At 72.1% G+C, this 23,225-nt stretch carries 25 protein-coding genes; 9 read left to right on the top strand and 16 right to left on the bottom strand.

The features are described from left to right. The first annotated feature begins 220 nt into the window (after positions 1–220). The gene (gene cutA, locus ACWDX7_RS13635; protein ID WP_451491610.1) at positions 221–547 is read left to right on the top strand and encodes a divalent-cation tolerance protein CutA; all 327 of its coding nucleotides are present in this window, start codon (positions 221–223) and stop codon (positions 545–547) included. 7 nt (positions 548–554) lie between these two features. Here cutA and ACWDX7_RS13630 read toward each other — a convergent pair whose 3' ends face one another. The 3 genes from ACWDX7_RS13630 to ACWDX7_RS13620 all read right to left on the bottom strand — a co-directional run bounded on the left by ACWDX7_RS13630 (position 555) and on the right by ACWDX7_RS13620 (position 2,253). Beyond that, on the bottom strand, positions 555–992 hold the full coding sequence (locus ACWDX7_RS13630) for a hypothetical protein (RefSeq protein ID WP_451491611.1): 438 nt from the start codon (positions 990–992) through the stop codon (positions 555–557). Positions 993–1,327: 335 nt separating this feature from the next. Next, positions 1,328–1,576, bottom strand: coding sequence for a hypothetical protein (locus ACWDX7_RS13625; protein ID WP_451491612.1), 249 nt, complete (start codon positions 1,574–1,576; stop codon positions 1,328–1,330). A 167-nt stretch (positions 1,577–1,743) separates the two neighbouring features. Then, positions 1,744–2,253 carry a hypothetical protein gene (locus ACWDX7_RS13620; protein WP_451491613.1) on the bottom strand — a complete coding sequence of 170 codons (510 nt, stop codon included), beginning with the start codon at positions 2,251–2,253 and terminating at the stop codon, positions 1,744–1,746. A 394-nt stretch (positions 2,254–2,647) separates the two neighbouring features. Here ACWDX7_RS13620 and ACWDX7_RS13615 point away from each other — a divergent pair, with 394 nt between their 5' ends. Next, entirely contained in the window at positions 2,648–3,022 is a 375-nt protein-coding gene (locus ACWDX7_RS13615) for a toxin Doc (RefSeq protein ID WP_451491614.1), read from the top strand. Positions 3,023–3,050: 28 nt separating this feature from the next. Here the strand turns inward: ACWDX7_RS13615 and ACWDX7_RS13610 are convergent, their stop codons facing one another. From ACWDX7_RS13610 to ACWDX7_RS13570, 9 genes are all read right to left on the bottom strand, one after another. Next, positions 3,051–3,437, bottom strand: a complete 387-nt coding sequence (locus tag ACWDX7_RS13610; protein WP_451491679.1) for a hypothetical protein — start codon at positions 3,435–3,437, stop codon at positions 3,051–3,053. Between the two features lie 313 nt (positions 3,438–3,750). Further along, entirely contained in the window at positions 3,751–4,692 is a 942-nt protein-coding gene (locus ACWDX7_RS13605) for a MurR/RpiR family transcriptional regulator (protein ID WP_451491615.1), read from the bottom strand. 178 nt (positions 4,693–4,870) lie between these two features. After that, positions 4,871–5,212 (bottom strand): TcmI family type II polyketide cyclase, encoded by a 342-nt coding sequence (locus ACWDX7_RS13600; protein ID WP_451491616.1) that lies wholly within the window; start codon positions 5,210–5,212, stop codon positions 4,871–4,873. Between the two features lie 20 nt (positions 5,213–5,232). Then, the gene (locus tag ACWDX7_RS13595) at positions 5,233–5,712 is read right to left on the bottom strand and encodes an SRPBCC family protein (protein WP_451491617.1); all 480 of its coding nucleotides are present in this window, start codon (positions 5,710–5,712) and stop codon (positions 5,233–5,235) included. Between the two features lies 1 nt (position 5,713). Then, on the bottom strand, positions 5,714–5,968 hold the full coding sequence (locus tag ACWDX7_RS13590; RefSeq protein ID WP_451491618.1) for an acyl carrier protein: 255 nt from the start codon (positions 5,966–5,968) through the stop codon (positions 5,714–5,716). Positions 5,969–5,998: 30 nt separating this feature from the next. Then, the gene (locus ACWDX7_RS13585) at positions 5,999–7,237 is read right to left on the bottom strand and encodes a beta-ketoacyl synthase N-terminal-like domain-containing protein (protein WP_451491619.1); all 1,239 of its coding nucleotides are present in this window, start codon (positions 7,235–7,237) and stop codon (positions 5,999–6,001) included. Further along, the gene (locus tag ACWDX7_RS13580) at positions 7,234–8,505 is read right to left on the bottom strand and encodes a beta-ketoacyl-[acyl-carrier-protein] synthase family protein (RefSeq protein WP_451491620.1); all 1,272 of its coding nucleotides are present in this window, start codon (positions 8,503–8,505) and stop codon (positions 7,234–7,236) included. The genes ACWDX7_RS13585 and ACWDX7_RS13580 overlap by 4 nt, the downstream gene beginning before the upstream one ends. Beyond that, entirely contained in the window at positions 8,502–8,945 is a 444-nt protein-coding gene (locus ACWDX7_RS13575) for a cupin domain-containing protein (protein WP_451491621.1), read from the bottom strand. Before ACWDX7_RS13575 ends, ACWDX7_RS13580 begins: the two co-directional genes overlap by 4 nt. Before the next feature lie 176 nt (positions 8,946–9,121). Then, the gene (locus ACWDX7_RS13570; protein ID WP_451491622.1) at positions 9,122–10,219 is read right to left on the bottom strand and encodes a SchA/CurD-like domain-containing protein; all 1,098 of its coding nucleotides are present in this window, start codon (positions 10,217–10,219) and stop codon (positions 9,122–9,124) included. 288 nt (positions 10,220–10,507) lie between these two features. Between ACWDX7_RS13570 and ACWDX7_RS13565 the strand changes: the two genes are divergently transcribed. Then, positions 10,508–12,139: an FAD-dependent oxidoreductase gene (locus tag ACWDX7_RS13565; RefSeq protein ID WP_451491623.1), complete on the top strand. Its 1,632-nt coding sequence runs from the start codon at positions 10,508–10,510 to the stop codon at positions 12,137–12,139. Between the two features lie 131 nt (positions 12,140–12,270). Here the strand turns inward: ACWDX7_RS13565 and ACWDX7_RS13560 are convergent, their stop codons facing one another. Then, positions 12,271–12,480 carry an acyl-CoA carboxylase subunit epsilon gene (locus ACWDX7_RS13560; protein WP_451491624.1) on the bottom strand — a complete coding sequence of 70 codons (210 nt, stop codon included), beginning with the start codon at positions 12,478–12,480 and terminating at the stop codon, positions 12,271–12,273. A gap of 317 nt (positions 12,481–12,797) precedes the next feature. On the opposite strand from ACWDX7_RS13560, the gene ACWDX7_RS13555 reads away from it, so the two are divergent. From ACWDX7_RS13555 to ACWDX7_RS13530, 6 genes are all read left to right on the top strand, one after another. Further along, positions 12,798–13,016 (top strand): hypothetical protein, encoded by a 219-nt coding sequence (locus tag ACWDX7_RS13555; RefSeq protein WP_451491625.1) that lies wholly within the window; start codon positions 12,798–12,800, stop codon positions 13,014–13,016. A gap of 475 nt (positions 13,017–13,491) precedes the next feature. After that, positions 13,492–14,976, top strand: a complete 1,485-nt coding sequence (locus tag ACWDX7_RS13550; protein ID WP_451491626.1) for an aldehyde dehydrogenase family protein — start codon at positions 13,492–13,494, stop codon at positions 14,974–14,976. 15 nt (positions 14,977–14,991) lie between these two features. Beyond that, positions 14,992–16,605, top strand: a complete 1,614-nt coding sequence (locus ACWDX7_RS13545; RefSeq protein ID WP_451491627.1) for a GMC family oxidoreductase — start codon at positions 14,992–14,994, stop codon at positions 16,603–16,605. A gap of 20 nt (positions 16,606–16,625) precedes the next feature. Next, positions 16,626–17,723, top strand: a complete 1,098-nt coding sequence (locus ACWDX7_RS13540; protein ID WP_451491680.1) for a quaternary amine ABC transporter ATP-binding protein — start codon at positions 16,626–16,628, stop codon at positions 17,721–17,723. A gap of 52 nt (positions 17,724–17,775) precedes the next feature. Further along, positions 17,776–19,845 carry an ABC transporter permease subunit gene (locus tag ACWDX7_RS13535; protein WP_451491628.1) on the top strand — a complete coding sequence of 690 codons (2,070 nt, stop codon included), beginning with the start codon at positions 17,776–17,778 and terminating at the stop codon, positions 19,843–19,845. A 1-nt stretch (position 19,846) separates the two neighbouring features. Beyond that, positions 19,847–20,824, top strand: coding sequence for an ABC transporter substrate-binding protein (locus tag ACWDX7_RS13530; protein ID WP_451491629.1), 978 nt, complete (start codon positions 19,847–19,849; stop codon positions 20,822–20,824). A 102-nt stretch (positions 20,825–20,926) separates the two neighbouring features. Here the strand turns inward: ACWDX7_RS13530 and ACWDX7_RS13525 are convergent, their stop codons facing one another. The 3 genes from ACWDX7_RS13525 to ACWDX7_RS13515 all read right to left on the bottom strand — a co-directional run bounded on the left by ACWDX7_RS13525 (position 20,927) and on the right by ACWDX7_RS13515 (position 23,125). Further along, complete coding sequence (locus tag ACWDX7_RS13525) at positions 20,927–22,141, bottom strand: S8 family serine peptidase (RefSeq protein ID WP_451491630.1); 1,215 nt, start codon at positions 22,139–22,141, stop codon at positions 20,927–20,929. Between the two features lie 361 nt (positions 22,142–22,502). Then, positions 22,503–22,871: a PRC-barrel domain containing protein gene (locus tag ACWDX7_RS13520; protein WP_451491631.1), complete on the bottom strand. Its 369-nt coding sequence runs from the start codon at positions 22,869–22,871 to the stop codon at positions 22,503–22,505. Between the two features lie 92 nt (positions 22,872–22,963). Continuing rightward, positions 22,964–23,125 carry a hydrophobic protein gene (locus tag ACWDX7_RS13515; RefSeq protein WP_451491632.1) on the bottom strand — a complete coding sequence of 54 codons (162 nt, stop codon included), beginning with the start codon at positions 23,123–23,125 and terminating at the stop codon, positions 22,964–22,966. Positions 23,126–23,225: the final 100 nt, after the last annotated feature.

Raw genomic sequence — 23,225 nt, 5'->3', positions numbered from 1 at the left:
GCGGGGGCGCCCATCCGCGCTACGCCCGCAGTCCCGGCAACGGGGACTCGCCGGTGGACGCCACCACCTTCACACCGGTGCGCATCACACTCCACACCGACTCGGCATTGATGCTCCCCCGCGGCTCTGGGCCGGCGTCATTCTTCAGCCCGCCGGGGCACGGCTGACGAGCCGTGCCGTGCCGTGCGCCGGGCGCGCGTCTCCTCGTACGCTCTACGGCATGACGAACGGTGACCTCATCGTGGTGACCACCACCCATGACGTCGAGGAGAAGGCCCGGACGCTCGCGGCCCAGGTGGTGCGCGAGCGTCTGGCCGCCTGCGCGCAGGTGTACCCCGTCAGCTCGGTGTACTGGTGGGAGGGCGAGGTGCGCAGCGCCAGCGAGTGGCGGATCGACTTCAAGACGCGGGCCGCCCTGTCCGATCGCCTGTCGCGGTTCCTCACCGAGCACCACGACTACGACACCCCCGAGATCGTCAGCGTGCCCCTGGCCGGGGGCAGTGCCCCGTACTTGGACTGGGTGAACGCCGAGACCCTCCCGGACTGAAGCCCTGCTACACCACGCCGCCCAGGGTGGACACGTACACGGCGACGATCCCCACGACGCAGGCCACGACCAGCCAGGAGCGCAGGCTCGTGTGCCGGCCGGTGCGGCGGGTCCGCCGGGGGGTTCGGGTCCGGGCCGGCGCGGGGGCGGCAGGGCCCGGCGCGGTCTCGGCCAGGAGGCGGCGGCAGACCGCCGCCAACTCGCCCGTACCGGCGGACAGGCGGGCGACCGCCTCCGAACGGGCGGGGGCGGTCGTCCCACCGTCGAGTATCCGGCCGGCGCGCAGCAGGACCTCGTCCCGGCCCGCGCCGGGGGCCAGGCTGATCCAGCGCTGGACGTGTTCACCCCGGATGACGACACCGCCCGAGCGGTCGCGGTACACGGTGTGTTCCCGCCACAGCACGTCGGCCAATTCGCCTGCGGCCTCCCGCAGTTGCGCGCTCATCTCTTCCCCCGCCTCACCTGTGAATCAAGCGACTAGGGCGTGTCTTCCGGGTCTTGTCGGCCGAGCCCGCGTTGTCCGGTGCCGTGCATCCCAAGGCGGAGGAGCTTGCCTCGTACTGGACGTACCTGGAACCCCGACAACGCAGGGAGGTGCGGTGCCGGGCAGCGCGGGCCCGGCAAGATCCGAAAGACACGCCCGAGGGGACTCTAGTGCCAGTGCCGCCCACCCCTGCGGCGGGGGCACCGGTCGGGCGGCGAGCGGGCTCAGGCCACTACCGGGCCCCGCGATCACGGCCCGCGAGAGTCACGGACCGCGAGGGTCACGGCGCGTGTGCCTCACGGCAGGTCGTCGGTCGGCGGGTCGGCCATGTACACGTGGGGCACGTCGGTGTCCCACTCCACCAGCGCCGTGTCGCCGAGGACCACGTCGTCGGGGTCGGGCATCCCGGCCCGCCGGAGGAACTCGATGACGTCCTCGTCGGAGTGGGCCAGACCCAGCGACTCCTCTCCGCTCATGGTCCGCAGGGTCACCTGCCGGCCTCCCGACGGGTGGATCCGGTGCACGACGACTGGCGCATGACGCATACCACCAGCCTCACCCCCGGAAGCGGACCCGGCACCCCGGGAGCCCGCACCCGTGACCTCCGCTCAGGGTCGTCGTTGAACCGTCCGGTCAGCGAAGTGACACCAGGCCCCTGGGTTCTCCCACGTTCCCAGGGGCCGGTCGCCGCGGCCCCCGGGGGCGCGGGAGCTCATGGCGTCCGGCCGGTGGTGGGAAAGGCGGCGCCGCCGGCTCCCGGGACGCGGAACATCGAGGGGTCGGGGTAGGTCGCCTTCTCCGCCCGGACGACTTCCTCGATCTTCGCCTTGAATTCGGGCTCGAAGAGATCGACGTCCAGCAGGAGCCGGAGCCCCCGCAGGGTCGGCTCCAGGAGCGGGCGGGCCATTCGGGAGCCGCCGCCAGCGATACCGATGAATCCGGAGCGCGCCAGCGCCAGCTTTCCGCTCGCGCGACCCTCGATGCCGGCGGTCGCGTACCCCACGACGAGTGCGAGTTCGGCGAGGAACCTGCGGGTTCCGAGCGCCATCTCCTCGGCGCCCTGCAGGGTCTGGACGGCTCCGCCCGCCACCTTGAAGTCGTCGTTGGTCCGCTTGAGGCCGCGTCCTTCGTACACGGCGAGGGCCTCCTCGAAGAGCCGGCCTGCTTCGTCGACCGCCTTCATCGCCGTCACCAGCTGATCGATGTCGAGCTCCCGCGTCACGCTGCCTCCTGATCCGGAACTGTGCTGGACAGACCGTAGGAGGCAAAGGCTCCGCTACGGAACCCCCTGTGGCGGCGCGATACCGGAAGGTGATCCACGCGACCCGCCGAGCCGTCCAGCCGAGGAGCCGTCCGGGCGGAGGGCCGCCGAAGCAGGCAGGCCCGCCCGGGCGGGGCCGGCCTGCCCGGGCGGTCCCCGACGTCCCGGACGGCCGCGCCACCCACCACCGGCTCCGGCGAACAGCCACCCGGGCCGCGCCCGGGCGCGCATACTCGGAACATGGCTGACACCACCACCGCCGAGGTCGACACCGACGTCCGCGAACGGCTCGCCGCCGCTGGGCAGAACGAGGCCGGGCCCGCGCGCACCGGCGCCCGGGCGGTGTGAGGCCCGCGTGGAACTGCACATCGACCACCGCTGGCTGCTGGAGCGGCAGGAAGCCCTGTTCAAGGACGTGGAGGTGGCCGACCACTCCGCACTGGCCGCCGCCGTCACCCGGCACCGCGTGAACACGCCCAGCCTCCAGGTGGACCGCCCCGACGCCTACTGGCGCGCGGCCGCCCTCCTGGACGCGATCGTCCTGCTCCGCCCCCTCCCCGCCTCCAACGAGTACTTCGCCTACGGGGTCGCCGTCGCCTACATCGAGGCCTGCGGGAAATCCGTGGACGCGCCGTACGAGAGGTGGCGCGAGCTCATCACCGACATCCGCCTGCTGCGGCTGAGCGTCTTCGACGTGGCGGACCGCCTGCGTTCCTGGCAGTCCGCGTAACCAGGGCCGGGAGGGGCCGCGAGCGGCGTCAGCGCCTGCGCTGTGCGGGGGTGTTGGCCAGGAGCGCGTCCGTGACGAGCCGGACGCCCCGGGCCAGGCGGCTGAGCTGTTCGAGTTCCACGGCGTACATCCTGATCGAGTTCTCGATCACGGACTCCGCCACGCCGAGCATGGGCAGTTCGGCCCGGCTGGTCTGCAACGCCACCCGCACGGCCCGCATCTCGTGCTGCAACTGGAGCTGCACGTGCCGGGAGAGGAGCACGTGATGGCGAGTCAGCGTCAAATAGCCGCCGTAACGCGCCGGGAGCAGGTCCCGGAGCCAGCGCGTGGCCGTGCGCTCCCAGTCATGAGTGCCGGGCGGCTTGACCTGGAGGGGCCAGTCCGGGCTGCGCGTGATGGGGGCCGTCTGCGGCATTCTCGTCACTTCCGAGGGGTGTCGAACTCTGATCGAGACGTGCGGGGGCGGCCTCGGCCCAGGGGTTGACCGAGGCCGCCATGGGCGCTCAGCGGATCCGAAAGCCCGGACTCGACACACGGCCGCGACGTGAGGAGGAGCGTCACGCGGTGTGTCTGTTCTGGAAGGGCGTGGGGATCGCCCTCCTGGCATCTGGTGGATCCGGAGCGCCGCCGTCAGTAAACATATATACCGTCGAGTACGCAAGCGCATGAAAAATTTCATGCGCGACGCAGCTGAATGCGTCCCTCCGGTCTGGTGGCCGGTCGACGCTCTACAGGAAGAAGCCGTGCTGGTCGGCGACCTGCTCGTAGCCCTCCAGGCGGGCCTGCGTCCGCTCGGGGTCGGCGTCCGCCATCGCCTGCAACAGCGCCGCGGACAGCATTCCGGGGGCCGCGTAGGAGTCGAACACCAGGCGTGAGCCCGTGCCCGCGGTGAGCGACACGTCCGCCTCGTCGACCAGCGGCCCGAGGGTCGGATCCGTGATGAGCACGACGCGCAGCCCCGTGCTGCGCGCCGCTCGCAGGGCCGCCAGGGTCTCCTTGGCGTGCCGCGGCATGGCGAAGGCCAGGACCCACGTCCCGCCCGCCGCCCGGGACTGCAGCAGCGCGTCGTAGGCCACGCTGCCGCCGCGGGTGACCAGGCGTACGTCGGGGTGGATGCGCCGGGCCGCGTAGGCGAAGTACTCCGCCAGGGAGACCGAGATGCGCAGTCCGAGAACGGTCAGCGGCACGGAAGCGGCCAGCTCGCGGCCGATGTCGAGTACCTGGTTGGTGTCGGCGAGCAGCCGGCGGACGTTCTCCAGGTTCTCGATCTCGGCGTCGACCGCCGTCTGGAGCTCGTTGCGGCGGATCTCCTCGCGGCTGTCCGGGGAGCCGGCGATCGCGCTCAGCGCGATGGGCTGGAGCACCTCGCGCAGGGCCGGATAGCCGCTGAAGCCCAGGGACGCGGCGAAGCGGGTCACGGAGGGCTGGCTGACGCCGACCCGTTCGGCGAGCTCGGTGATCGAGAGGAACGCGGCCTCGGTGAGGTGGTCGATGAGGTACTGGGCGATGCGCCGCTGTCCCGGGGACAGGCGGCGGCCGTCGAAGAGGGCCAGGAGCCGGTCGGCCGGCGCGAGGAGCTTGTCGGCCGGGGCGCCGCCCGGCTCCGACGACTGCCCGCTCGGCGTGATCGCAGCCGCCTGTGCCCGTGCCTGCTGCTGCCCCGATGACACCGGAGGCCCTCCTTCTCATGTCACTCGTGTTCCAACATAGCCCACCTCCTGTGGCCGACCTGCCGCTCCGGGCGCGGGGCGCGCTGCGCCGGGTCCCGTGGACGCAAGGGCCGCGGGGGCCCCGGACGCGCGGCGGGACCCGCACACTCGGTGTGCGGGTCCCGGCCGGACGCGCGGTTCAGCGCTTGCCGGACCTCTCCCAGCGGTAGAACTCGTGGGCCATCGCGTCCTGGGGACCGCGCCAGGTGTCCGGGTCGTGCGGGCTGATGTACGCGGTGAGCCGCTCGCTCAGGTCCCGGAAGGCCGGGTGGTCGGTGACCTGCGCGATGGCAGGTCCCGGTGGCCTGTCTGAATCGATGAGGTGGAGGTACACGTCGCCGAACTGGAACAGGCTGCGGCGCGTGACCCCCACGAGGTGCGGGAGCTCGCCCGCGTCCGAGGCGGCGAAGAGTTCGGCGACGTCGGGTGCCGATTGCGGCGCCATACGGGCGACGATCAGAGCACGGTGCGTGGTGTGCATCCGGGTGCTTGCCTTTCGTGTCAGATACGGCTGACCGCGGGGGTGCGGGTCTCGCGCTCGCGCTGCTCGATCTTGTCGCGGATGAGGGCCATCTGGACCTTGGAGTTGCGGTTGATGTTGTCGGTCATCCACGCGTCGTCGACCGGCGCGTCCGGCTTCATCGCGAAGTCCTGGGTCCACTTCATCCGGGTGCCGCCGGGCACCTCGAAGTACTGCCAGTGGATGTCCATGTGCGCGAAGGGGCCGGTCTCGACCCGGCGTGCCCGTACCGTCAGGGCCGGGCGGTCCGTCGTGCGCTCCGAGACCCAGCTCCACACCTTGCCGTTCTCGTCGGGGTGCATGGTCAGGCGGAACCGCGTGGTGTCCCCCTCCTGCGCGAGGATGTCGATCGACGCGTACTCGCTGAACAGCTGGGGCCAGTTCGGCAGGTCGTTGGTCATCTCCCACACGACGTCCACGGGCGCCTTGACGGTGATCTCGTTCTCGGTGTGTCCCGGCATTTCAGGCTCCTGTCATGAGGCTGTTGTTGACGAGGTCGAGGAACTCTCGGGGGGTCTTGCAGCGGTCGGCGTCGGCGGGCAGGGCCCGGCCGCGCCGGTTCTCCAGCTCTCCGACGATGCCGAGCAGGCCCAGCGAGTCGAGGCCGTAGTCCTCGAACGCCGATTCCGGGCGGCTCGCCATCTCGGCGGGGTCGACGCTGATGCCGGCGCTCTTCATCAGGGCCGCCAGCTCCTCCATGGTCAGTCGGTCCGACATGGTGGTTTCTCTCTTCCTACGAGGGGACTGCTACAGGGGCGCCGGGGGGCCTTTGCGCAGGACGAGCGCGGAGTGCGAGCCCATCCGGCCGCGGCTCAGCACGAGCGCGGTGCGCAGCTCCGCGGAGCGGGCGCTGCCGGTCACCACGTCCAGGTCGTGGCACACGTCGTAGACGTTCGGGGTCGGCGGGACGGTGCCGTGCTCCAGTGCCAGGACCGCCGCCGCGGTATCGAGGGCGGGCGCCGCGCAGTACGCCCTGCCGGTGCCGGTCTTGGGCGCCGTCACCGGAACCTTCCGCCCGTGTGCGCCGAGGGCGTCGGCGATCGCCCGCGCCTCGGCCGCGTCCGCCTCCGGGGTGCCGAGGGCGTCCGCGAAGACCACGTCGATCTCCTCGGGGGCGCAGGCCGCCTCCCGCAGGGCGCCCCGGATCGCGTGGGCCAGCCCTTCCCCGGACTCGTCGGGCCGTACGGTGCCGGTGAAGGTGGCGGTGTGGCCGGCGAGCACGGCGCGGACCGTGGCGCCACGGCGGTGGGCCTCGGTCTCGTCCTCGACGAGGAACATCGCGCCGCCCTCCGCGGGGACGTAGCCGCAGGCCTTGGCGGTGAAGGGCCGGTAGGCGCGTTCGGGGTCCTCCGCGGTGCTCAGTCCCTCGTACCCGAGCTGGCAGACGAGGGAGTACGGCGCGAGGGGCGCCTCCGTCGCCCCGACCAGCATCGCCCGGCTGCCCTGGCGGATCGCCCGGGCGGCGTGCGCGAAGGCGTCCAGGCCGCCGGCCTCGTCGCTGGCGACGACGGAGCAGGGGCCCTTCAGTCCGCGGCGGATGGAGATCTGACCGGTGCTCGCGGCGTAGAACCAGGCGATGGACTGGTAGGGGCCGACGTAGCGGGGGCCTTGGTCCCACAGCCGTTGCAGCTCGCGCTGCCCGAATTCGCCGCCGCCGGATCCGGCCGCCGTGACGACGCCCACGGAGAAGGGGTCGCCCTCGTAGTCGGCGCGGCCGAGCCGGGCGTCCTGCAGGGCGAGGTCGGCCGCGGCCAGGGCGTGGTGGGTGAAGCGGTCCGTCTGCACGAGGAAGCGGTCCTCGACCATCGCGCCCGGATCGAAGCCCCGTACCTCGCCCGCTACGCGCAGCGGCAGATGCTCGCAGCCGGGGCGGGTGACGCGGTCCAGGACGCTGAGGCCGGACTGGGTCGCCTTCCAGAAGGCATCGGCGCCGATGCCGTTGGGCGCGATGACCCCGATTCCCGTGATGACCGTACGGCTGGTCATGTGACCTCCTCCTTCGGCCGGGTCATGACGACGGCGGATTGGAATCCGCCGAAGCCGCTGCCGACCGAGAGCACGTTGCGCAGCGTGCGGCTGCGGGCGGTGCGCGGGACGTAGTCGAGGTCGCACTCGGGGTCGGGGGTCTCGTAGTTCGCCGTCGGCGGCACGACCTGATGGGTCATGGCGAGCACGCAGGCCGCCAGTTCGATGGCGCCGATGGCGCCGAGGGAATGCCCCACCATCGATTTGATGGAGGTCATCGGCGTCTTGTAGGCGTGCTCGCCCAGGACCCGCTTGACCGCCGCGGTCTCATGGCGGTCGTTCTGCTTGGTCCCGGAGCCGTGCGCGTTGACGTAGTCGATCTCATCGGCGGCGATCCGGGCCTGGGCCAGGGCGGTTTCGATCGCCCGGGCCATCTCCAGGCCCTCGGCGGTCAGCCCGGTCATGTGGTGGGCGTTGCCGAAGGTGGCGTAACCGCCGATCTCGCAGTAGACGGTCGCACCGCGGGCGCGGGCGTGTTCCAGCTCTTCGAGTACGAGGACGGCGCCGCCCTCGCCGAGGACGAATCCGTCCCGGTCGGCGTCGAAGGGCCTCGACGCGTGGGCCGGGTCCTCGTTGTTCGGCGAGGTCGCCTTGATGGCGTCGAAGCAGGCCACGGTGATGGGCGAGACGGGTGAGTCCGAGGCGCCGGCGATGCAGATGTCCATCCGGCCCTCCTCGATGGAATGAACGGCGTACCCGACGGCGTCGAGTCCCGAGGTGCAGCCCGTGGAGACGGTCTGCACCGGGCCGCGCGCACCCGTCTGTTCCGCCACGGCGGAGGCGAGGGTGGCGGGCGTGAACGCCCGGTGCAGGTAGGGTCCGGCGAGCCGGTGGTCGACGTCCCACCAGGCGCCGGACTGGCTCACGGCGACGTAGTCGTGCTCCAGGCGGGTGGTGCCGCCCACGGCCGTGCCGAGGGAGACACCGGTCCGCCATGCCTCGTCCGTGGAGAGGTCGAGACCGGCGTCGCGTACGGCTTCCCGGGCGGCGACCAGGGCGAACTGGATGTACCGGTCCGCCCGGTCCGTGTCCTGCGGGGAGAGGCCGTGCGCGGCGGGGTCGAAGTCGACCTCCGCGGCTATCCGGGAGCGGAAACCCTTCGGGTCGAACAGAGTGATCCCGCGGGTCGCCGTACGGCCGTTGGCCAGCAGGTCCCAGAAGGCGCGGACGCCTATCCCGCCCGGTGCGACGACGCCGACTCCGGTGACCGCCACTCGTCGGCGGGTCATGAGACCACCTCCGTCCGGTCCGGCGGCCGGTCCCATCCCGTGCTCTCCGGGTGCGGGGCCTCTTCGGTGTCCACGTGGCCGAGCTCCGGCCGGGGGGCGAGCGGGCCGAGGTGGAAGACCATGCGGGCCTCGGTGTCCCCGACGTTGCGGAAGCGGTGGCGCACGTTGAGGGGGACGAGCAGTCCCTGGTCGGTCCGCAGCGGGTGGGGCTCGCCGTCGAGGTCGACCTCCAGCCGCCCGCTGACCACGTACACGAACTCCTCGGAGTACGGGTGGTAGTGCTCGGCGATCGACTCACCGGGGGCCATGACGGCCAGACCCATGAAACCGCTGGTGGAGCCCACCGAGGTCGGGGTCAGCACGGCCCTCAGATCGCCTCCGCGCCTGCGGTTGGGCTGCGTCTCGCTGAGGTCCACGATGCGTGGGCGATGTTGGGTCATGGCGGGTTTCCTCCTGGCGTATGGAGCCTGGACGGGGGCTGGTGGGGGCTGGGGGCGGTGATGGCGGAGCGGCCCCGGGGGCGGGCGGTGCGAGCACGGCGTGAATCGAGGGCGGGGGGAGCTCAGGGCGGTGCGGGCTCGGGCTCGGGCCCTGGACCCGGGGCCTGGGCCCGGGTTCAGGACGGCGCCGGGGCCCTGCGGTCGGTGATCAGCTTCATGGTGTGGTCCGCGGCGCGGGCGGGCCGCCCGGCTCCGGCCATCAGCCGTTCCAGCACCGCCGCCTTGCGCGCCCCTTCGACCCCGAGGGCCGCCGCGGGCTCCGCGTCGAGCGGGCCGCGGACGTCGATGAGGCGGACGACGATGTCGTCGCGCTGGAAGATGCTGCTGCTGCGCACGATGCCCGCCGGGCGGTGCGCGGCGGCCTCGTCCTGCCGCGCCAGGAACTTGGCGAGCGCGGGGCCGCAGCCGGGCTTGGCCGGGTAGAACAGCGCGTGCCGCTTCACCTCGTCGGACTCCGGTTCCACCGCGGCGACGTGGTGGACGGCCGGGAGGGCGGCGCGCATGAAGAACATGCGGGCGGACTCCGGGTCGTTCAGGTTCCGGTCCTGCTCCAGGTAGGGGTTGATGGCCTCTTCCACGGCCCGCACTTCGGGCTGCTCGGAGACGTGGCGCAGGGCCGCCATCAGGTCGCCCTGGACCTCCACCGTCCGTACGACCCGGTTGCCGTGCATGAAGAGGGACGTGCGGCAGAGGCGCGTGTGGTCGTCGACCCGGGCCGCCGGGGAAGCGTAGCTGGAGAGGATGGAGGCGACCTCCTTCTCGCTGCCCGGCTTGACCGTGAAGGTGAGGGCGTGGCGGACGATGCCCGCGCCGAGGCGGGGCGAGGGCTGGAGCCGGGCCCGGGACGGGCGCGCCGCCTGGTCGTAGCCCCGGCCGGTCTCCCGCAGCACGGTGAACTTGAGCGGGCGCATGGTGCGGGCGCAGGCGCCCAGCGGCTTCACCTGTTCGGCGTGGTGCTCGCTGTTGACCCAGGCGAGGTACTGGGGGGCGCTCTCCCACTCGCTGGTGATGAGCCACTGCGAAGGGTTCTCGAAGGACTGGCACAGCTGGTCGCTGATGTGGCCCGGGACCGAGGCGATGTCGTGGCGGAGTTTCTCGTACGCCTCGAAGAACCGCTGCTGGGCCCCCTCGTGGAGGTCCATCAGCAGCACGACCCGGAGCATGGAGCCGTCGAAGGCCGACTGCGACACCCGTTCGGACAGGGTGGTTGTCATCTGCTCACTCCTTCGTGAGGGGGTGGAGATCCGTCGCGAGCTCCGTCGCTCCCGGCACCCCTCGTCCGTCATCGGTGGCGTCCGCCCGGGCCCGGCGGCCGCCTCGGTGGGAACAGCAGGCCGGCGCATCTCAGGGGGAGCCGCTGTGGCTCATCGTCATCCGTATGGGGACGTACCGCTACATGTCCGGATCAAGCGGGTGACAACGGGCGACTCGCCCGGGCCTCATCACGGATCGGGGGCATAGACAGTGCACTGCCCCCCACAGGAAACAGGAGCCCGCAGCTGATGGAAGACAAAGCCGATGTTCGCGTACCGGTTCTCGTCGTGGGCGGCTCCCTCGTGGGCCTGTCCACCTCGTTGTTCCTGAGCCGTCACGGCATCAGGCACCTGCTGGTCGAAAAGCACGCCGGTACCTCCGTCCACCCTCGCGGACGGGGAATCAACGCCCGGACCATGGAACTCTTCCGGACGGCGGGCGCCGAGCCCGCCATCCGGAAGGAAGCCTCCGCGCTTGAGGCCAATCAGGGCATTCTTCAGACGGAGTCGCTCATCGGAGGCGAGCACAACTGGCTCGTCAAGGCGGTCGACCCGTCCGGGGCGATCGCCCGGCTCAGCCCGACCGGCTGGTGCCTGTGCAGCCAGAACAACATCGAGCCGGTGCTGGCCGCGCAGAGCGGCGCGCAGGGCGCCGACGTGCGGTTCTCCACCGAACTGATGAGTTTCGACCAGGACGCCACGGGCGTGAGCGCCCTCGTGAAGAACCGCGACACCGGTGAGCACCTCACCGTCCGCGCGGACTTCCTGATCGCCGCCGACGGCCCGCGCAGCCCCGTCCGGGAGGCGTTGCGCATCCCCCAGACCGGCAACGGCGAACTGTTCCACAACGTCAGCATCACCTTCCGCTCCGAGCGGCTCGCCGAGGCCCTGGGCGACCTGCGCTTCATCGTCTGCTACCTGATGCGCCCGGGCGCCGACGGGGCGCTGCTTCCCGTCGACAACGAAACGCAGTGGGTCTTCCACGCCCCCTGGCACCCGGAGACGGGCGAGACCCTGGAGGACTTCACCGACGAGCGCTGCGCGGCGCAGATCCGCGAGGCGATCGGCGTACCCGACCTGGACGTCGAGATCGGCGGCACGGCGCCCTGGCACGCGGCGGAGCGGGTCGCCGAGCAGTACTCGGTCGGCAGGGTCTTCCTGGTGGGTGACGCGGCCCATGAGATGGCCCCCACCGGCGCGTTCGGCTCCAACACCGGCATCCAGGACGCGCACAACCTGGCCTGGAAGATCGCGGCCGTGCTGGACGGCTCCGCCGGAGTCGAGCTGCTCGACACCTACGAGGCCGAGCGGCTGCCGGTGGCCCGCGCCACGAGCGAGCGCGCTTCCGCTCGTTCGGCCGAACACAGCCACCCCGGCTACGTGCCGCCCCCCACCATGGGCGGCGGCCCGGGCAGCGGGGTCCTCACCACGGCGATGGGTTACTGCTACCCGCGCGGCGCGGTCCTCGGCGGCGAGCCCGGGCGGCCCGTCATCCCGGATGCGCTGCGCCTGAAGGGCGACACCGGTACCCGGGCGCCGCACATGTGGGTGACCAGGGCCGGTGCGCGGATCTCCACGCTTGACCTCTACGAGCGGTCGTTCGTACTGCTCAGCGGCCACGGCACGCCGTGGCAGGAGGCAGCGCGGCAGGTGGCGCGCCGGATGCCGGTCCGACTGGAGGCCTACACCTTCGGCCGGACCGGGGACGCCGACCTGATCCCGGAGGGCGAGGCGGACTGGACCGAGGTCCACGCGATGACGGCCGAGGGCGCGGTGCTCGTACGGCCGGACGGATTCGTGGCGTGGCGGTCCGAGGGCGCGGTGGCCGATCCGCAGGCGCAGCTTCTCGACGTCCTCTCGACGGTGCTGCACCGGGCGTGACCGCTTCACGACCCCTTCCGCCGGCCGGGCGCGCGGCCGGCGGAAGGGACTCAGCGGCAGGCCGGGCAGACGCGGCCTCGGCACCACCGGCAGACTCAGCGGCCGGCTCAGCGGCCGGCTCACCGCCCGGCTCAGCGGCAGGCCCAGCAGCTGGCCCAGCAGCTCGCGTTACGCCATCCGGGTCGTCGGCGGTGGAGTACGCAACCGGCGCCCTCGACCGCCTTTCCGGTGGTCCGGCGCGCGTAGCAGGCGACCACGACCGCGATCGCCGCCAGTTCCTCGGGGGCGGCCACGCCCTTCTCGACACGCAGCAGGCTCGCTATGGGGACATCGTTCGACATCGGCACGGCCTCTCGTACGGTGGCTGCGCCGCATGCGCCCGGTGGCGCGAAGGTCGGACCGACGCGTCGGTGACACGGGCTGCACGCGGGTGGCGGCTCGGCGCGCTGACGGGCAGTGACCCGTGCGTGCGAAGCGGCCGGCGGGTTCTCGTCGGGTCGCCGGGACTCCTGACGCGACCGACGCTACAAGCGGGCGGCGGACCCGGCATTCCGGCGAGGCGGCCGCTGCCCCTGCCCTTCACGCGGCGGGGCGGGCACGGTCGGGCCCGGCTCACGCCCGCCCCTCCCGCGACTCCCGCGCCGTCACCGGGCCGGCCGTGAGCGGCCGCCGGCCCCTGGTGTGCCGGGGCTGCTCAAGTCACCTGTACGCGATCTGCACCAGGGACCACGCCGGGCGGAACCGGGCCGGGCAGTGGGAGGTCGATCACGAGACGCCCGTACTGTGCCCGCTCGAAGCGCTGCTGCCGCTGACCGGGACTGCGGCCGACGTCCATGACCTGCCCGGCGCACGCGAGGTCCTGGGCTCACCGGACTGAAGCGGAGGGGGCTCGGAGGTCTAGGGCGTGCCTTTCGGATCTTGCCGGCCCGCGCTGCCCGGCACCGCACCTCCCCGCGTTGTCGGGGCCTCCCAGTACGTCCAGATACGAGGCAAGCTCCTCCGCCTCGGGATGCACGGCGCCGGACAACGCGGGCTCGGCCGACAAGATCCCATAGACCCGCCCTAGACCGGACGGGTGAGCGGCACGGTCGGCGGGACGGGTCGGCCGGACGGGGGAGCCGCACGCGTCAGCGCGGGAGCCGGCCCGCGTGAGCCGGCCGTATGCGGCTCGATCGCGTCCCGCGCCTCCCGGCGCCCGCTCCCCCGCCCCTCGGGGGGCCCCACCCGCACCCCGAGTGACTCCGGTCACTTTGCGTAACTCAGGAGCTTGCCCGGCCGAGGACGGGGCATGCGCGGACCTTGCCAGATCACCGCGGGTCCGCCGCGGTGCGGAAGCGGAGGTACAGCGCGTCGTGTCGGAGCAGCCAACCATTCACATAGCCGGGGCATGGCGGTCCGCGCTCTCGGGAGCCACCCGGGAGATCGTGGATCCCGCGGATGCCACCGTCCTCGCCGTGGTCGCCGAAGGCGGCGCCGCCGACACGGATGCGGCCATCAGCGCCGCACGCGCCGCCTTCGACGGCGGCGAATGGCCGGGCACCCCGGTCTCCGAACGGGCCGCACTGCTGCGCCGCACGGCGGACTTGCTCCAGCGCGACCGCGAGCGCATCGGCCTCCTGGAGAGCCGGGACGCGGGCAAGACACTCGAAGAGGGCCGCGTGGACGTGGACTGCGTCAGCGACGCCTTCCGCTACTTCGCCGACCTCGTCACCGGTGAGGGCGCCGGCCGCGTCGTGGACGCCGGTTCCCCCGATATCCACAGCGTCGTCGTCCATGAGCCGGTCGGGGTGTGCGCCCTGATCACGCCGTGGAACTATCCGATGCTCCAGGCCAGTTGGAAGATCGCCCCGGCCCTGGCGGCGGGGAACACCTTCGTCATCAAGCCGAGCGAGCTCACTCCGCTGACCACCGTCGCCCTCGTGGAACTGCTGGTGGAGGCGGGGCTGCCCGCAGGAGTCGCCAATGTGGTCACCGGCGCGGGCGACCCGGTCGGCGCCCGCCTCGCCGCCCACCCCGATGTCGACCTGGTTTCCTTCACCGGTGGGCTCGCCAGCGGTACGAAGGTCATGCGTGCGGCCGCCGACACGGTGAAGAGGGTCGCCCTCGAACTCGGCGGCAACAACCCGAACGTGGTCTTCGCCGACGCCTGCGCCACCGAGGAAGGCTTCGACACCGCCGTCGACCAGGCCCTCAACGCCGCCTTCATGCACAGCGGCCAGGTGTGCTCGGCCGGTTCGCGGCTGATCATCGAGGAGTCGCTGCGCGAGCGGTTCGTCGCCGAACTGGCCCGGCGCGCCGAGAAGATCCGCCTGGGCCGGGGCACCGACCCGGGGATCGAGTGCGGCCCGCTGGTCTCGGCCGCGCAGCTCGCGCGGACGGAGTCGTACGTCGCCTCCGCGCTGACCGAGGGCGCCGTGCTGCGGGCCGGCGGTGAACGGCCCGCCGGTCCCGGCTACTTCTACCGTCCCACCGTGCTCGACCGCTGCCACCGCCGCATGCGGGTGGTGCGCGAAGAGGTCTTCGGGCCGGTCCTGACCGTCGAGACCTTCCGTACCGAGGACGAGGCCGTCGCGCTCGCCAACGACACCGAGTACGGGCTTGCGGGCGGCGTCTGGACGGCCGACCAGGGCCGCGCCCGGCGGGTGGCCGGGCGGCTGCGCCACGGCACCGTATGGATCAACGACTTCCACCCCTACCTGCCGCAGGCGGAGTGGGGCGGCTTCGGAAAGTCCGGCATCGGGCGCGAGCTCGGCCCGTCGGGCCTGGCCGAGTACCGCGAGACCAAGCACGTGTACCAGAACCTCGCTCCGCGCCCCGTGCGCTGGTTCGCGGGCTGACGGAGCAGGAGAGACATGACCACCCCCACGCACCACCACACCCGTACGGACGGCTCCCACCCCCACGGCCCGGCCCCGGACCGGGAGCGGGCCGAGGAGCCGGAGCAGTCGCAGGAGTACGACTACGTCATCGTCGGCGGCGGCACCGCGGGCTCCGTGATCGCTTCCCGCCTCACCGAGGATCCGGACGTCACCGTCGCCGTCATCGAGGGCGGGCCGAGCGACGTCGACCGTCCCGACGTGCTCACCCTGCGCCGCTGGATGGGCCTGCTCGGCGGGGAGCTCGACTACGACTACCCCACCACCGAGCAGCCGCGCGGCAATTCCCACATCCGGCACAGCCGCGCCCGGGTGCTCGGAGGCTGCTCCTCGCACAACACCCTCATCGCCTTCAAGCCGCTGCCGTCCGACTGGGAAGAGTGGTCGCAGGCGGGCGCCGAGGGCTGGCACGCGGCAGCCATGGAGCCGTACTTCGACCGGCTCCTCAACAACATCGTGCCGGTGGCCGAGGCCGACCGCAACGCCATCGCCCGCGACTTCGTGGACGCGGCGCAGAGCGCGCTGGGCGTGCCCCGCGTCGAGGGCTTCAACCGCAAGCCGTTCCACGAGGGGGCCGGGTTCTTCGACCTCGCCTACCACCCGGAGGACAACAAGCGTTCCTCGGCCTCGGTGGCGTACCTCCACCCGGTCATGGACGACCGCCCCAACCTGAAGCTGCTGCTGGAGACGTGGGCGTACCGCCTGGACGTGGAAAGCACCCGGGCGCGGGGCGTGCACGTCCGGGCCGGGGACGGTACGCGCTCACTGATCCGGGCCCGCCGCGAGGTGCTGGTGTGCGCGGGCGCGGTCGACACGCCGCGGCTGCTGCTGCACTCCGGCATAGGCCCGCGCCGGGACCTGGAGGCCCTGGGGATCCCGGTGGTCCTCGATCTGCCGGGGGTCGGTGAGAACCTCCTCGACCATCCGGAGTCGGTGATCGTCTGGGAGACGAACGGCCCGATCCCCGAGAACTCGGCGATGGAGAGCGACGCGGGGCTGTTCGTCCGGCGCGACCCCGACTCCCCAGGGCCAGACCTGATGTTCCACTTCTACCAGATCCCCTTCACCGACAATCCGGAGCGGCTCGGCTACGAACGCCCCGCCCACGGCGTCTCGATGACCCCCAACATCCCCAAGCCGCGCAGCCGCGGCCGCCTCTACCTCACCAGCGCGGACCCGGAGGCGAAACCCGCCCTGGACTTCCGCTACTTCACCGACGAGGACGACTACGACGGCCGGACCCTGGTGGACGGGATCAAGCTGGCCCGCGAGATCGCGGCCACGGAGCCGCTGGCCGGGTGGCTGCGGCGCGAGGTCTGCCCCGGACCCGAGATCACCGACGACGAGGCGCTGAGCGACTACGCCCGTTCGGTGGCGCACACCGTCTACCACCCCGCCGGTACCTGCAAGATGGGCGCCGCTGACGACGAGAGCGCCGTCGTGGCACCGGACTTGAAGGTGCGCGGACTCGACGGCCTTCGTATCGCCGATGCCTCCGTCTTCCCGACGATGCCCGCGGTCAATCCGATGATCGGAGTACTCATGGTCGGCGAGAAAGCCGCCGAGCTGCTGCGAGGTGAGGTCCGGTGAACGCCACCCCCACCACCTCCGTGACCCGCAGCGCCCTGGATCCCCGCGGCTCCGACGACCCGGGCGGCACTCCGGTCTTCTCCGTCGAGGGCTTGTGGAAGGTCTTCGGCCCCCGGCGCAAGGCCGTCCGGGTGCCGGGCTCCGAGCTCGCCTCCCTGCCGGCCGCCGAACTGCGCGAGCGCACCGGCTGCACCGCTGCCGTCCGCGACGTGACCTTCGACGTCCGCAAGGGCGAGGTCTTCGTCGTCATGGGCCTGTCCGGATCGGGCAAGTCCACCCTCGTCCGCTGCCTGACCCGGCTGATCGAGCCCACGGCCGGGTCCCTCTCCATCGACGGCGAGGACGTGCTCGCCATGGATCCGGCGCGGCTGCGCGGCCTGCGCCGCCACCGCGCCGCGATGGTCTTCCAGCACTTCGGACTGCTGCCGCACCGCACCGTCCTGGACAACGTTGCCTACGGCCTGGAGATCCAGGGCGTGAGCCGCACCGAGCGGCGCGCCAAGGCGGCCGAGATGGTCGCCAAGGTGGGCCTCGAAGGCCTGGAGGACCGGCGGCCCGGCCAGCTCTCCGGCGGTCAGCAGCAGCGCGTCGGTCTCGCCCGCGCCCTGGCCGCCGACCCGGAAGTGCTGCTGTTCGACGAGCCCTTCAGCGCCCTGGACCCGCTGATCCGCCGTGAGATGCAGGACGAGGTGGCCCGGCTCCACCACGACGAGGGCCGCACGATGGTCTTCATCACCCATGACCTGTCCGAGGCGCTGCGCCTGGGCGACCGCATCGCGCTGATGCGCGACGGCGGGATCGTGCAGCTCGGTACTCCCGAGGAGATCGTGGGTTCCCCCGCCGACGCGTACGTACGGGACTTCGTCCGCGACGTGCCGCGCGAGCAGGTGCTCACCGTGCGCAGCGCGATGCGCCCCGCGGCGGCCGGAGAGGCCGAGCAGGGGCCGGCGCTCACCCCCGGGGCCACCGTGGTGGAAGCCATCGAGGCCGTCGCCCGCAGCGGCGGCCCGGCCCGAGTCGTTGACAACGGACGGTGCCTGGGGATCGTGGACGACGCGGGGCTGCTCGCCGTCGTGGCGAACCTTCCCGCCACGGCCGGCCGGGGGGTGGCGGCATGACGCGCCGGGCCCACCGCGCCGTGGCCGTCGCCCGGACCGGGAGGTGGTGCGGATGACCGCGACGACCACGACCCCCGTACGGGAGCCCGGACGGCGGGGCCGCCCCGGGCAGCCCGAGGCACCCGGCGCACGTGACCGGTCCGAGCCCGCGCGGCCGACCGCCGCCGCGAGCTCGCCCGGGCGGCGTCCGAAGGCCCTGCCGCTGCGCCGCCGCGCGCGCCGCGGGGTACTGCCCCTCGTCCTCGCCGCCCTGGTACTCCTCCCGCTCGCGGTCCTCTTCCCCGGTGCCGGGACCTGGCCCTCCGCCCTGACCGTCGACCTGTCCGGGCCGCTGGGCCGGGCCGGCGACTGGATCATCGACAACCGCGACGGCCACCCGCTCTTCCTCTACTTCTTCGGGCATGTCAGCAACATCGTGGTGGCGTCCGTCCGCGCGGTGTACGTCATGCTGCTCGCCGCCGGCTGGACCGGCGTCACCGCCGCGGCCGGCCTGGTCGCCTGGCGCCTCGCGGGCGTGCGGCTCGCCGCCACCTGCGTCGCCGCCTTCGCCGCCTGCGGGCTGCTCGACATGTGGGTTCCGACGATGCAGACCCTCGCCCTGATGGTCGTGGCCGTCGCCGCCTCCGTCGTGCTCGGCGCCCTGCTGGGCCTCGCCGCCGGGCTGTCCCCGCGGGCCGGGCGGGCGCTGCGCCCGGTGCTCGACACCATGCAGGTGCTGCCCGCCTTCGCCTATCTGCTGCCGATGGTGCTGGTCTTCGGCATCGGCGTGCCCGCCGCCGTCCTCGCCACCGTCGTGTACGCGGCCCCGCCGATGGCCCGGCTCACCGCACTCGGCCTGCGCCAGGCCGACCCCGGGGTGCTGGAGGCCGCCGCCTCGCTCGGCGCGACCGGCCGCCAGCGCCTGCTCACCGCGCGGCTGCCGCTGGCCCGCCGGCACCTCCTGCTCGGGGTCAACCAGGCCGTCATGATGGCGCTGTCGATGGCCGTCATCGCCTCCGTGATCGGCGCGGGCGGTCTCGGTGACCGGGTCTACCAGGCCCTCGCCTCCGTGGACGTCGGCGCCGCGCTCGCCGCCGGCATCCCCATCGTGCTGCTCGCGGTGGTCCTCGACCGCACCGCCGACGCGGCGGGCACCCGCCTGGGGGCGGCCCTGCTGCCCGCGGCCGAGCGCTCCTTGCTGCGCCGGGTGTTCGCCGGCTGGTACGGACGCCTGCTCACCGGCCTCGCGGCCGTGGCCGCCGCCGTCGCGGGCCGGATCGCGGGCACCTCCCTGTGGCCCGAATCCTGGACCGTGCCGATCGCCGAGCCCGTCAACCGGGCGGTCGCCTGGATGACCGATCACCTCTATTCCGGGGTGCCCGTCGTCGGCGGCACCGCCGACTGGGCGGCCCGCTTCACCGGCTGGATCCTCGACCCGCTGCGCGCCGGGCTGCAGGCCACCCCCTGGTGGCTGCTCCTGATCACGGTCGGCGCGCTCGGTCTCCTCGCCGGCACCCGGCGTACCGCACTGACGGCTGTGCTGGCGCTGGCCGCCATCGGTGTCCTGGGCGTGTGGGACTCCTCCCTCGACACGCTTTCCCAGGTGCTGGCCGCCGTCGCCGTCACCCTCGTCCTCGGTTTCGCTATCGCCGTCGGCGCCGCCCGCAGCGCCCGCGCCCACCGGCTGCTGCGCCCGGTGCTCGACGTGTGCCAGACCATGCCGCAGTTCGTCTACCTCATTCCGGTGGTCGCGCTGTTCGGGGTCGGTCGCGCGCCCGCCGCGGCCGCCGCCGTCGTGTACGCGCTGCCCGCCGTGGTCCGCATCACCACCGAGGGCCTGCGCGGGGTGAATCCGGCGGCGCTGGAGTCGGCCCGCTCGCTCGGCGCCACCGGATCGCAGCAGCTGCGGCAGGTGCAACTGCCGCTGGCGCGGCCGGCCCTGCTGCTCGCCGTGAACCAGGCGGTGGTGCTGGTCCTGGCCGTCGTCATCATCGGCGGGCTGGTCGGCGGCGGTGCGCTCGGCTACGACATCGTCCTCGGCCTGGCCCAGGGTGACCTGGCCACGGGCCTGGTGGCCGGGGCGGCGATCGTATGCCTCGGCCTGATGCTCGACCGCGTCACCCAGCCCGCGAAGGAGGCCTGACATGCAGGTACGACACCAGGGGCGGGGCCGGCGTGCGGTCGCCGCACTCGCCGCCGCGGCCTCCCTCGCCGCCCTCAGCGGCTGCGGCGCGGCCGACATGACCCGCCAGTCCTCCCCGTACGCCGCCGCGCAGGGCGCCAAGACCGTCACCCTGTCCGTCCAGTCCTGGGTGGGCGCCCAGGCGAACACCGCCGTCGCCGCCTACCTGCTCGAACACGAGCTGGGCTACCGCGTGGACACGGTGCAGGTGGACGAGGTCCCCGCGTGGGACGCGCTGAGCCAGGGCCGCGTCGACGCGATCCTGGAGGACTGGGGCCACCCGGAGCAGGAGAAGCGGTACGTCCAGGACAAGAAGACGATCACCCCGGCCGGCGAGCTGGGCGTGACCGGCCACATCGGCTGGTTCGTCCCCACGTACTTCGCCGAAGCGCATCCGGACGTCACCGACTGGAAGAACCTCGACAAGTACGCGGACCTGCTGCGGACCGCCGAGAGCCGCGGCAAGGGCCAGCTGATGGACGGCTCGCCCTCGTACGTCACGAACGACAAGGCGCTCGTGAAGAACCTGGACTTGGACTTCGAGGTGGTCTTCGCGGGCTCCGAGGCCGCGCAGATCACCCAGATCAAGCAGTTCGCGAAGGAGGGCAAGCCCTTCCTGACCTACTGGTACAAGCCGCAGTGGCTGTTCGAGCGGGTCCCGATGACGGAGGTCGTGCTTCCCGAGTACCGGGAGGGGTGCGACGCGGACCCGGAGAAGGTGGCCTGCGCCTATCCGCACACACCGCTCCAGAAGTACCTCAACACGCGTTTCTCCCAGGCGGGCGGGAAGGCGGCCGCCTTCCTGAAGAAGTTCCGCTGGAGCGTCGAGGAGCAGAACGAGGTGGCCCTGATGATCGCCGAGGAGAAGCTGCCTCCGGAGCAGGCCGCGAAGAAGTGGGTGGAGCGCAACGAGGAGGTGTGGAAGCCGTGGACGCGCTGATCCGCGCCCCGCGCCGCTGACACCTGTCGCTCCGGCGGCACGCCGGGGCCGCTCGCACCCCCTCGGTGCGAGCGGCCCCGGTTTCTCCCGCGGACGGCCCCGCTAGCGGGCGGACACGTTGAGCAGCTTGTTCGGAGTACCGGTGCTCGGGTTGCTGATCTTTCCGGCGGTCGCCCCCGTGGTCAGGGCCTGCGCGACCTGCGAGGGAGAGGCGTCCTTGTGACCGGCCAGATAGAGGGCCGCGGCTCCGGCGACGTGCGGGGTGGCCATGGAGGTGCCCGAGATGGTCTTGGTACCCGTGTCGCCGTCGTTCCAGGTCGAGGTGATGTCCGAGCCCGGCGCGTAGAGGTCCACGACGGAACCGAAGTTGGAGAAGGAGGACTGGGCGTCGGTGACCGTGCTGGAGGCCACCGTGATGGCTTCCCGGACCCGTGAGGGCGAGCCCTGCCCCGCGTCGCTCGACTCGTTGCCGGCCGCGACGGCGAAGGTGACACCCGCGGCTATCGCCCGGCGCACGGCCTCGTCGAGCGCCTCGTCCGCGCCGCCGCCGAGACTCATGTTGGCCACCGAGGGCCCGGTGTGGTGCTGCGTCACCCAGTCGATGCCGGCGACGACCTGCTCGGTGGTGCCCGACCCGCTGTCGTCCAGTACGCGCACGGCGACGACCTTGGCCTTCTTCGCGACCCCGTGGGCCTGGCCGGCTATCGTGCCGGCGACGTGCGTGCCGTGGCCGTTCCCGTCGTCGGCGCTCTGGTCGTTGTCCACGGCGTCGAAGCCGTGCTCGGCCCGGCCCCCGAAGTCCTTGTGGCTGATCCGGACGCCGGTGTCGATGACGTACGCCGTGACGCCCTCACCGCCCGCGTCGGGGTACGTGTACTTCTTGTCCCCCGCCGTCCCCGTCTGGTCGACGCGGTCGAGGCCCCACGACGGAGGGTTGTCCTGGGTGGTGTTGATGGAGAACTTCTTGTTCTGGACGACCTTGTCCACGGCCGGATCGGCGGCGAGGCGCTTGGCCGCGGTCTCCGAAAGCCCGGAGGTGGAGAAGCCGTTGACCGCGGACGTGTAGCTGCGCTGGAGCTCACCGCCGTACTTCTTGGCGAGGGCCCGCTTGTCCGCCGCCTGGTCGAGTATGACGATGTAGCTGCCGCTGAGCGCTCCGGGTGCGCCGAGCCCGTACACCGTTCCCTCGGCCGGGGCGGTCGCACCGGCGAAAGGGGATAACAGCATGCAGACGCCGGTTGCGGTGGTGACTCCCGTGGCCACTGCCAGGAGCCGGAGCCCGCGTGAACGTGTGCGTGCATGCTTGTGGGTTGACATGAAGAGGTGCTCCTCGTGTTGACGTGTGGGGCGTCAAAGCGTTGTCGCGCAACCCCTGTGGAGCCGGAAGATCTCCGGGGGTTGGTTCGAAACCCTGACCGATTCGCAGAGGTGATTTCAAGGCCGCCCCGCCCGTCACCGTTATTCAACAAGGTTTCTTAAAGAGACCTCCTCGTTAGCACCTCGGAACGATCACACTCTTCGAACGACCTGCACATGTACGGCACATCCAGGTGCCGTTCGCGAACGCCCGGGCCGCAGAGCCCGATCGGCGCGGGGCGCGGACGCGGGACGCAAGGGCCGCGGACATGCCGCTGGGGGCCGACACCCGGTGGTGTCGACCCCCAGCGGTGTGAGGATGTCAGGCCGGGCGGCCGCCGAACGGCGCTCCGGTGCCGTAGTAGGTGCCCAGTTCCTCGCGGTACCCCGCGTCGCCCAGGTGCTTGTCCCGGTGGAACTCCGGCGCGTTCTTGATCTGGTCCTTGGTGAGGTCGACGTAGACCTTCTCTTCCTCCACGTCGACCTTCGTGATGGCTCCGGCCGGGAGGAGGATCTCCTTTCCGAAGATCCATACTCCGGTGTCCACCACCAGATAGGAGGAATCCACCTCGTCCGTGTGCTTGTCCACCTTGCCGATGGGGCCCTCGGTCGCCTCCACCTTGTAGCCGGTGAGGTCCGTACCCGGGAGGTAGCCGGAGGTCTGGCGGTAAGCCCACACATTGCCGCTCATGGAAACGAGACTCCTTCGATAGCGGGAAAATCTGATCGTTCTGTGCCCCGCCTTTTCCTGGGACACGGTGACGCCGTTATGCGGTGATGCCGTTACCAGCGATACCAACGGCCGCCGCCGCCCGCCGGGCGGGCGACGAAGCCCACCAGCCACACGACCAGGACGATCGCGGCGATCCACCACAGCGCCTCCAGGGCGAAACCGGCGCCGAAGAGGATCAGGGCGAGCAGAAGAACGAGAAGCAGGGGAACCATAGTTGTCAACCTCCGCTGCCTCGGGTGCCCCGTCGTCCGGTCTCTACACCCACGAATCCACGAACGGCCGCGATTCCCCATCCGCTCGTGAATGCGGAGG

It is taken from the genome of Streptomyces sp. NPDC003034, assembly GCF_053591375.1.
Note: the sequence above shows the minus strand (reverse complement) of the source record. Positions and strands in the feature narration are given on the sequence as shown.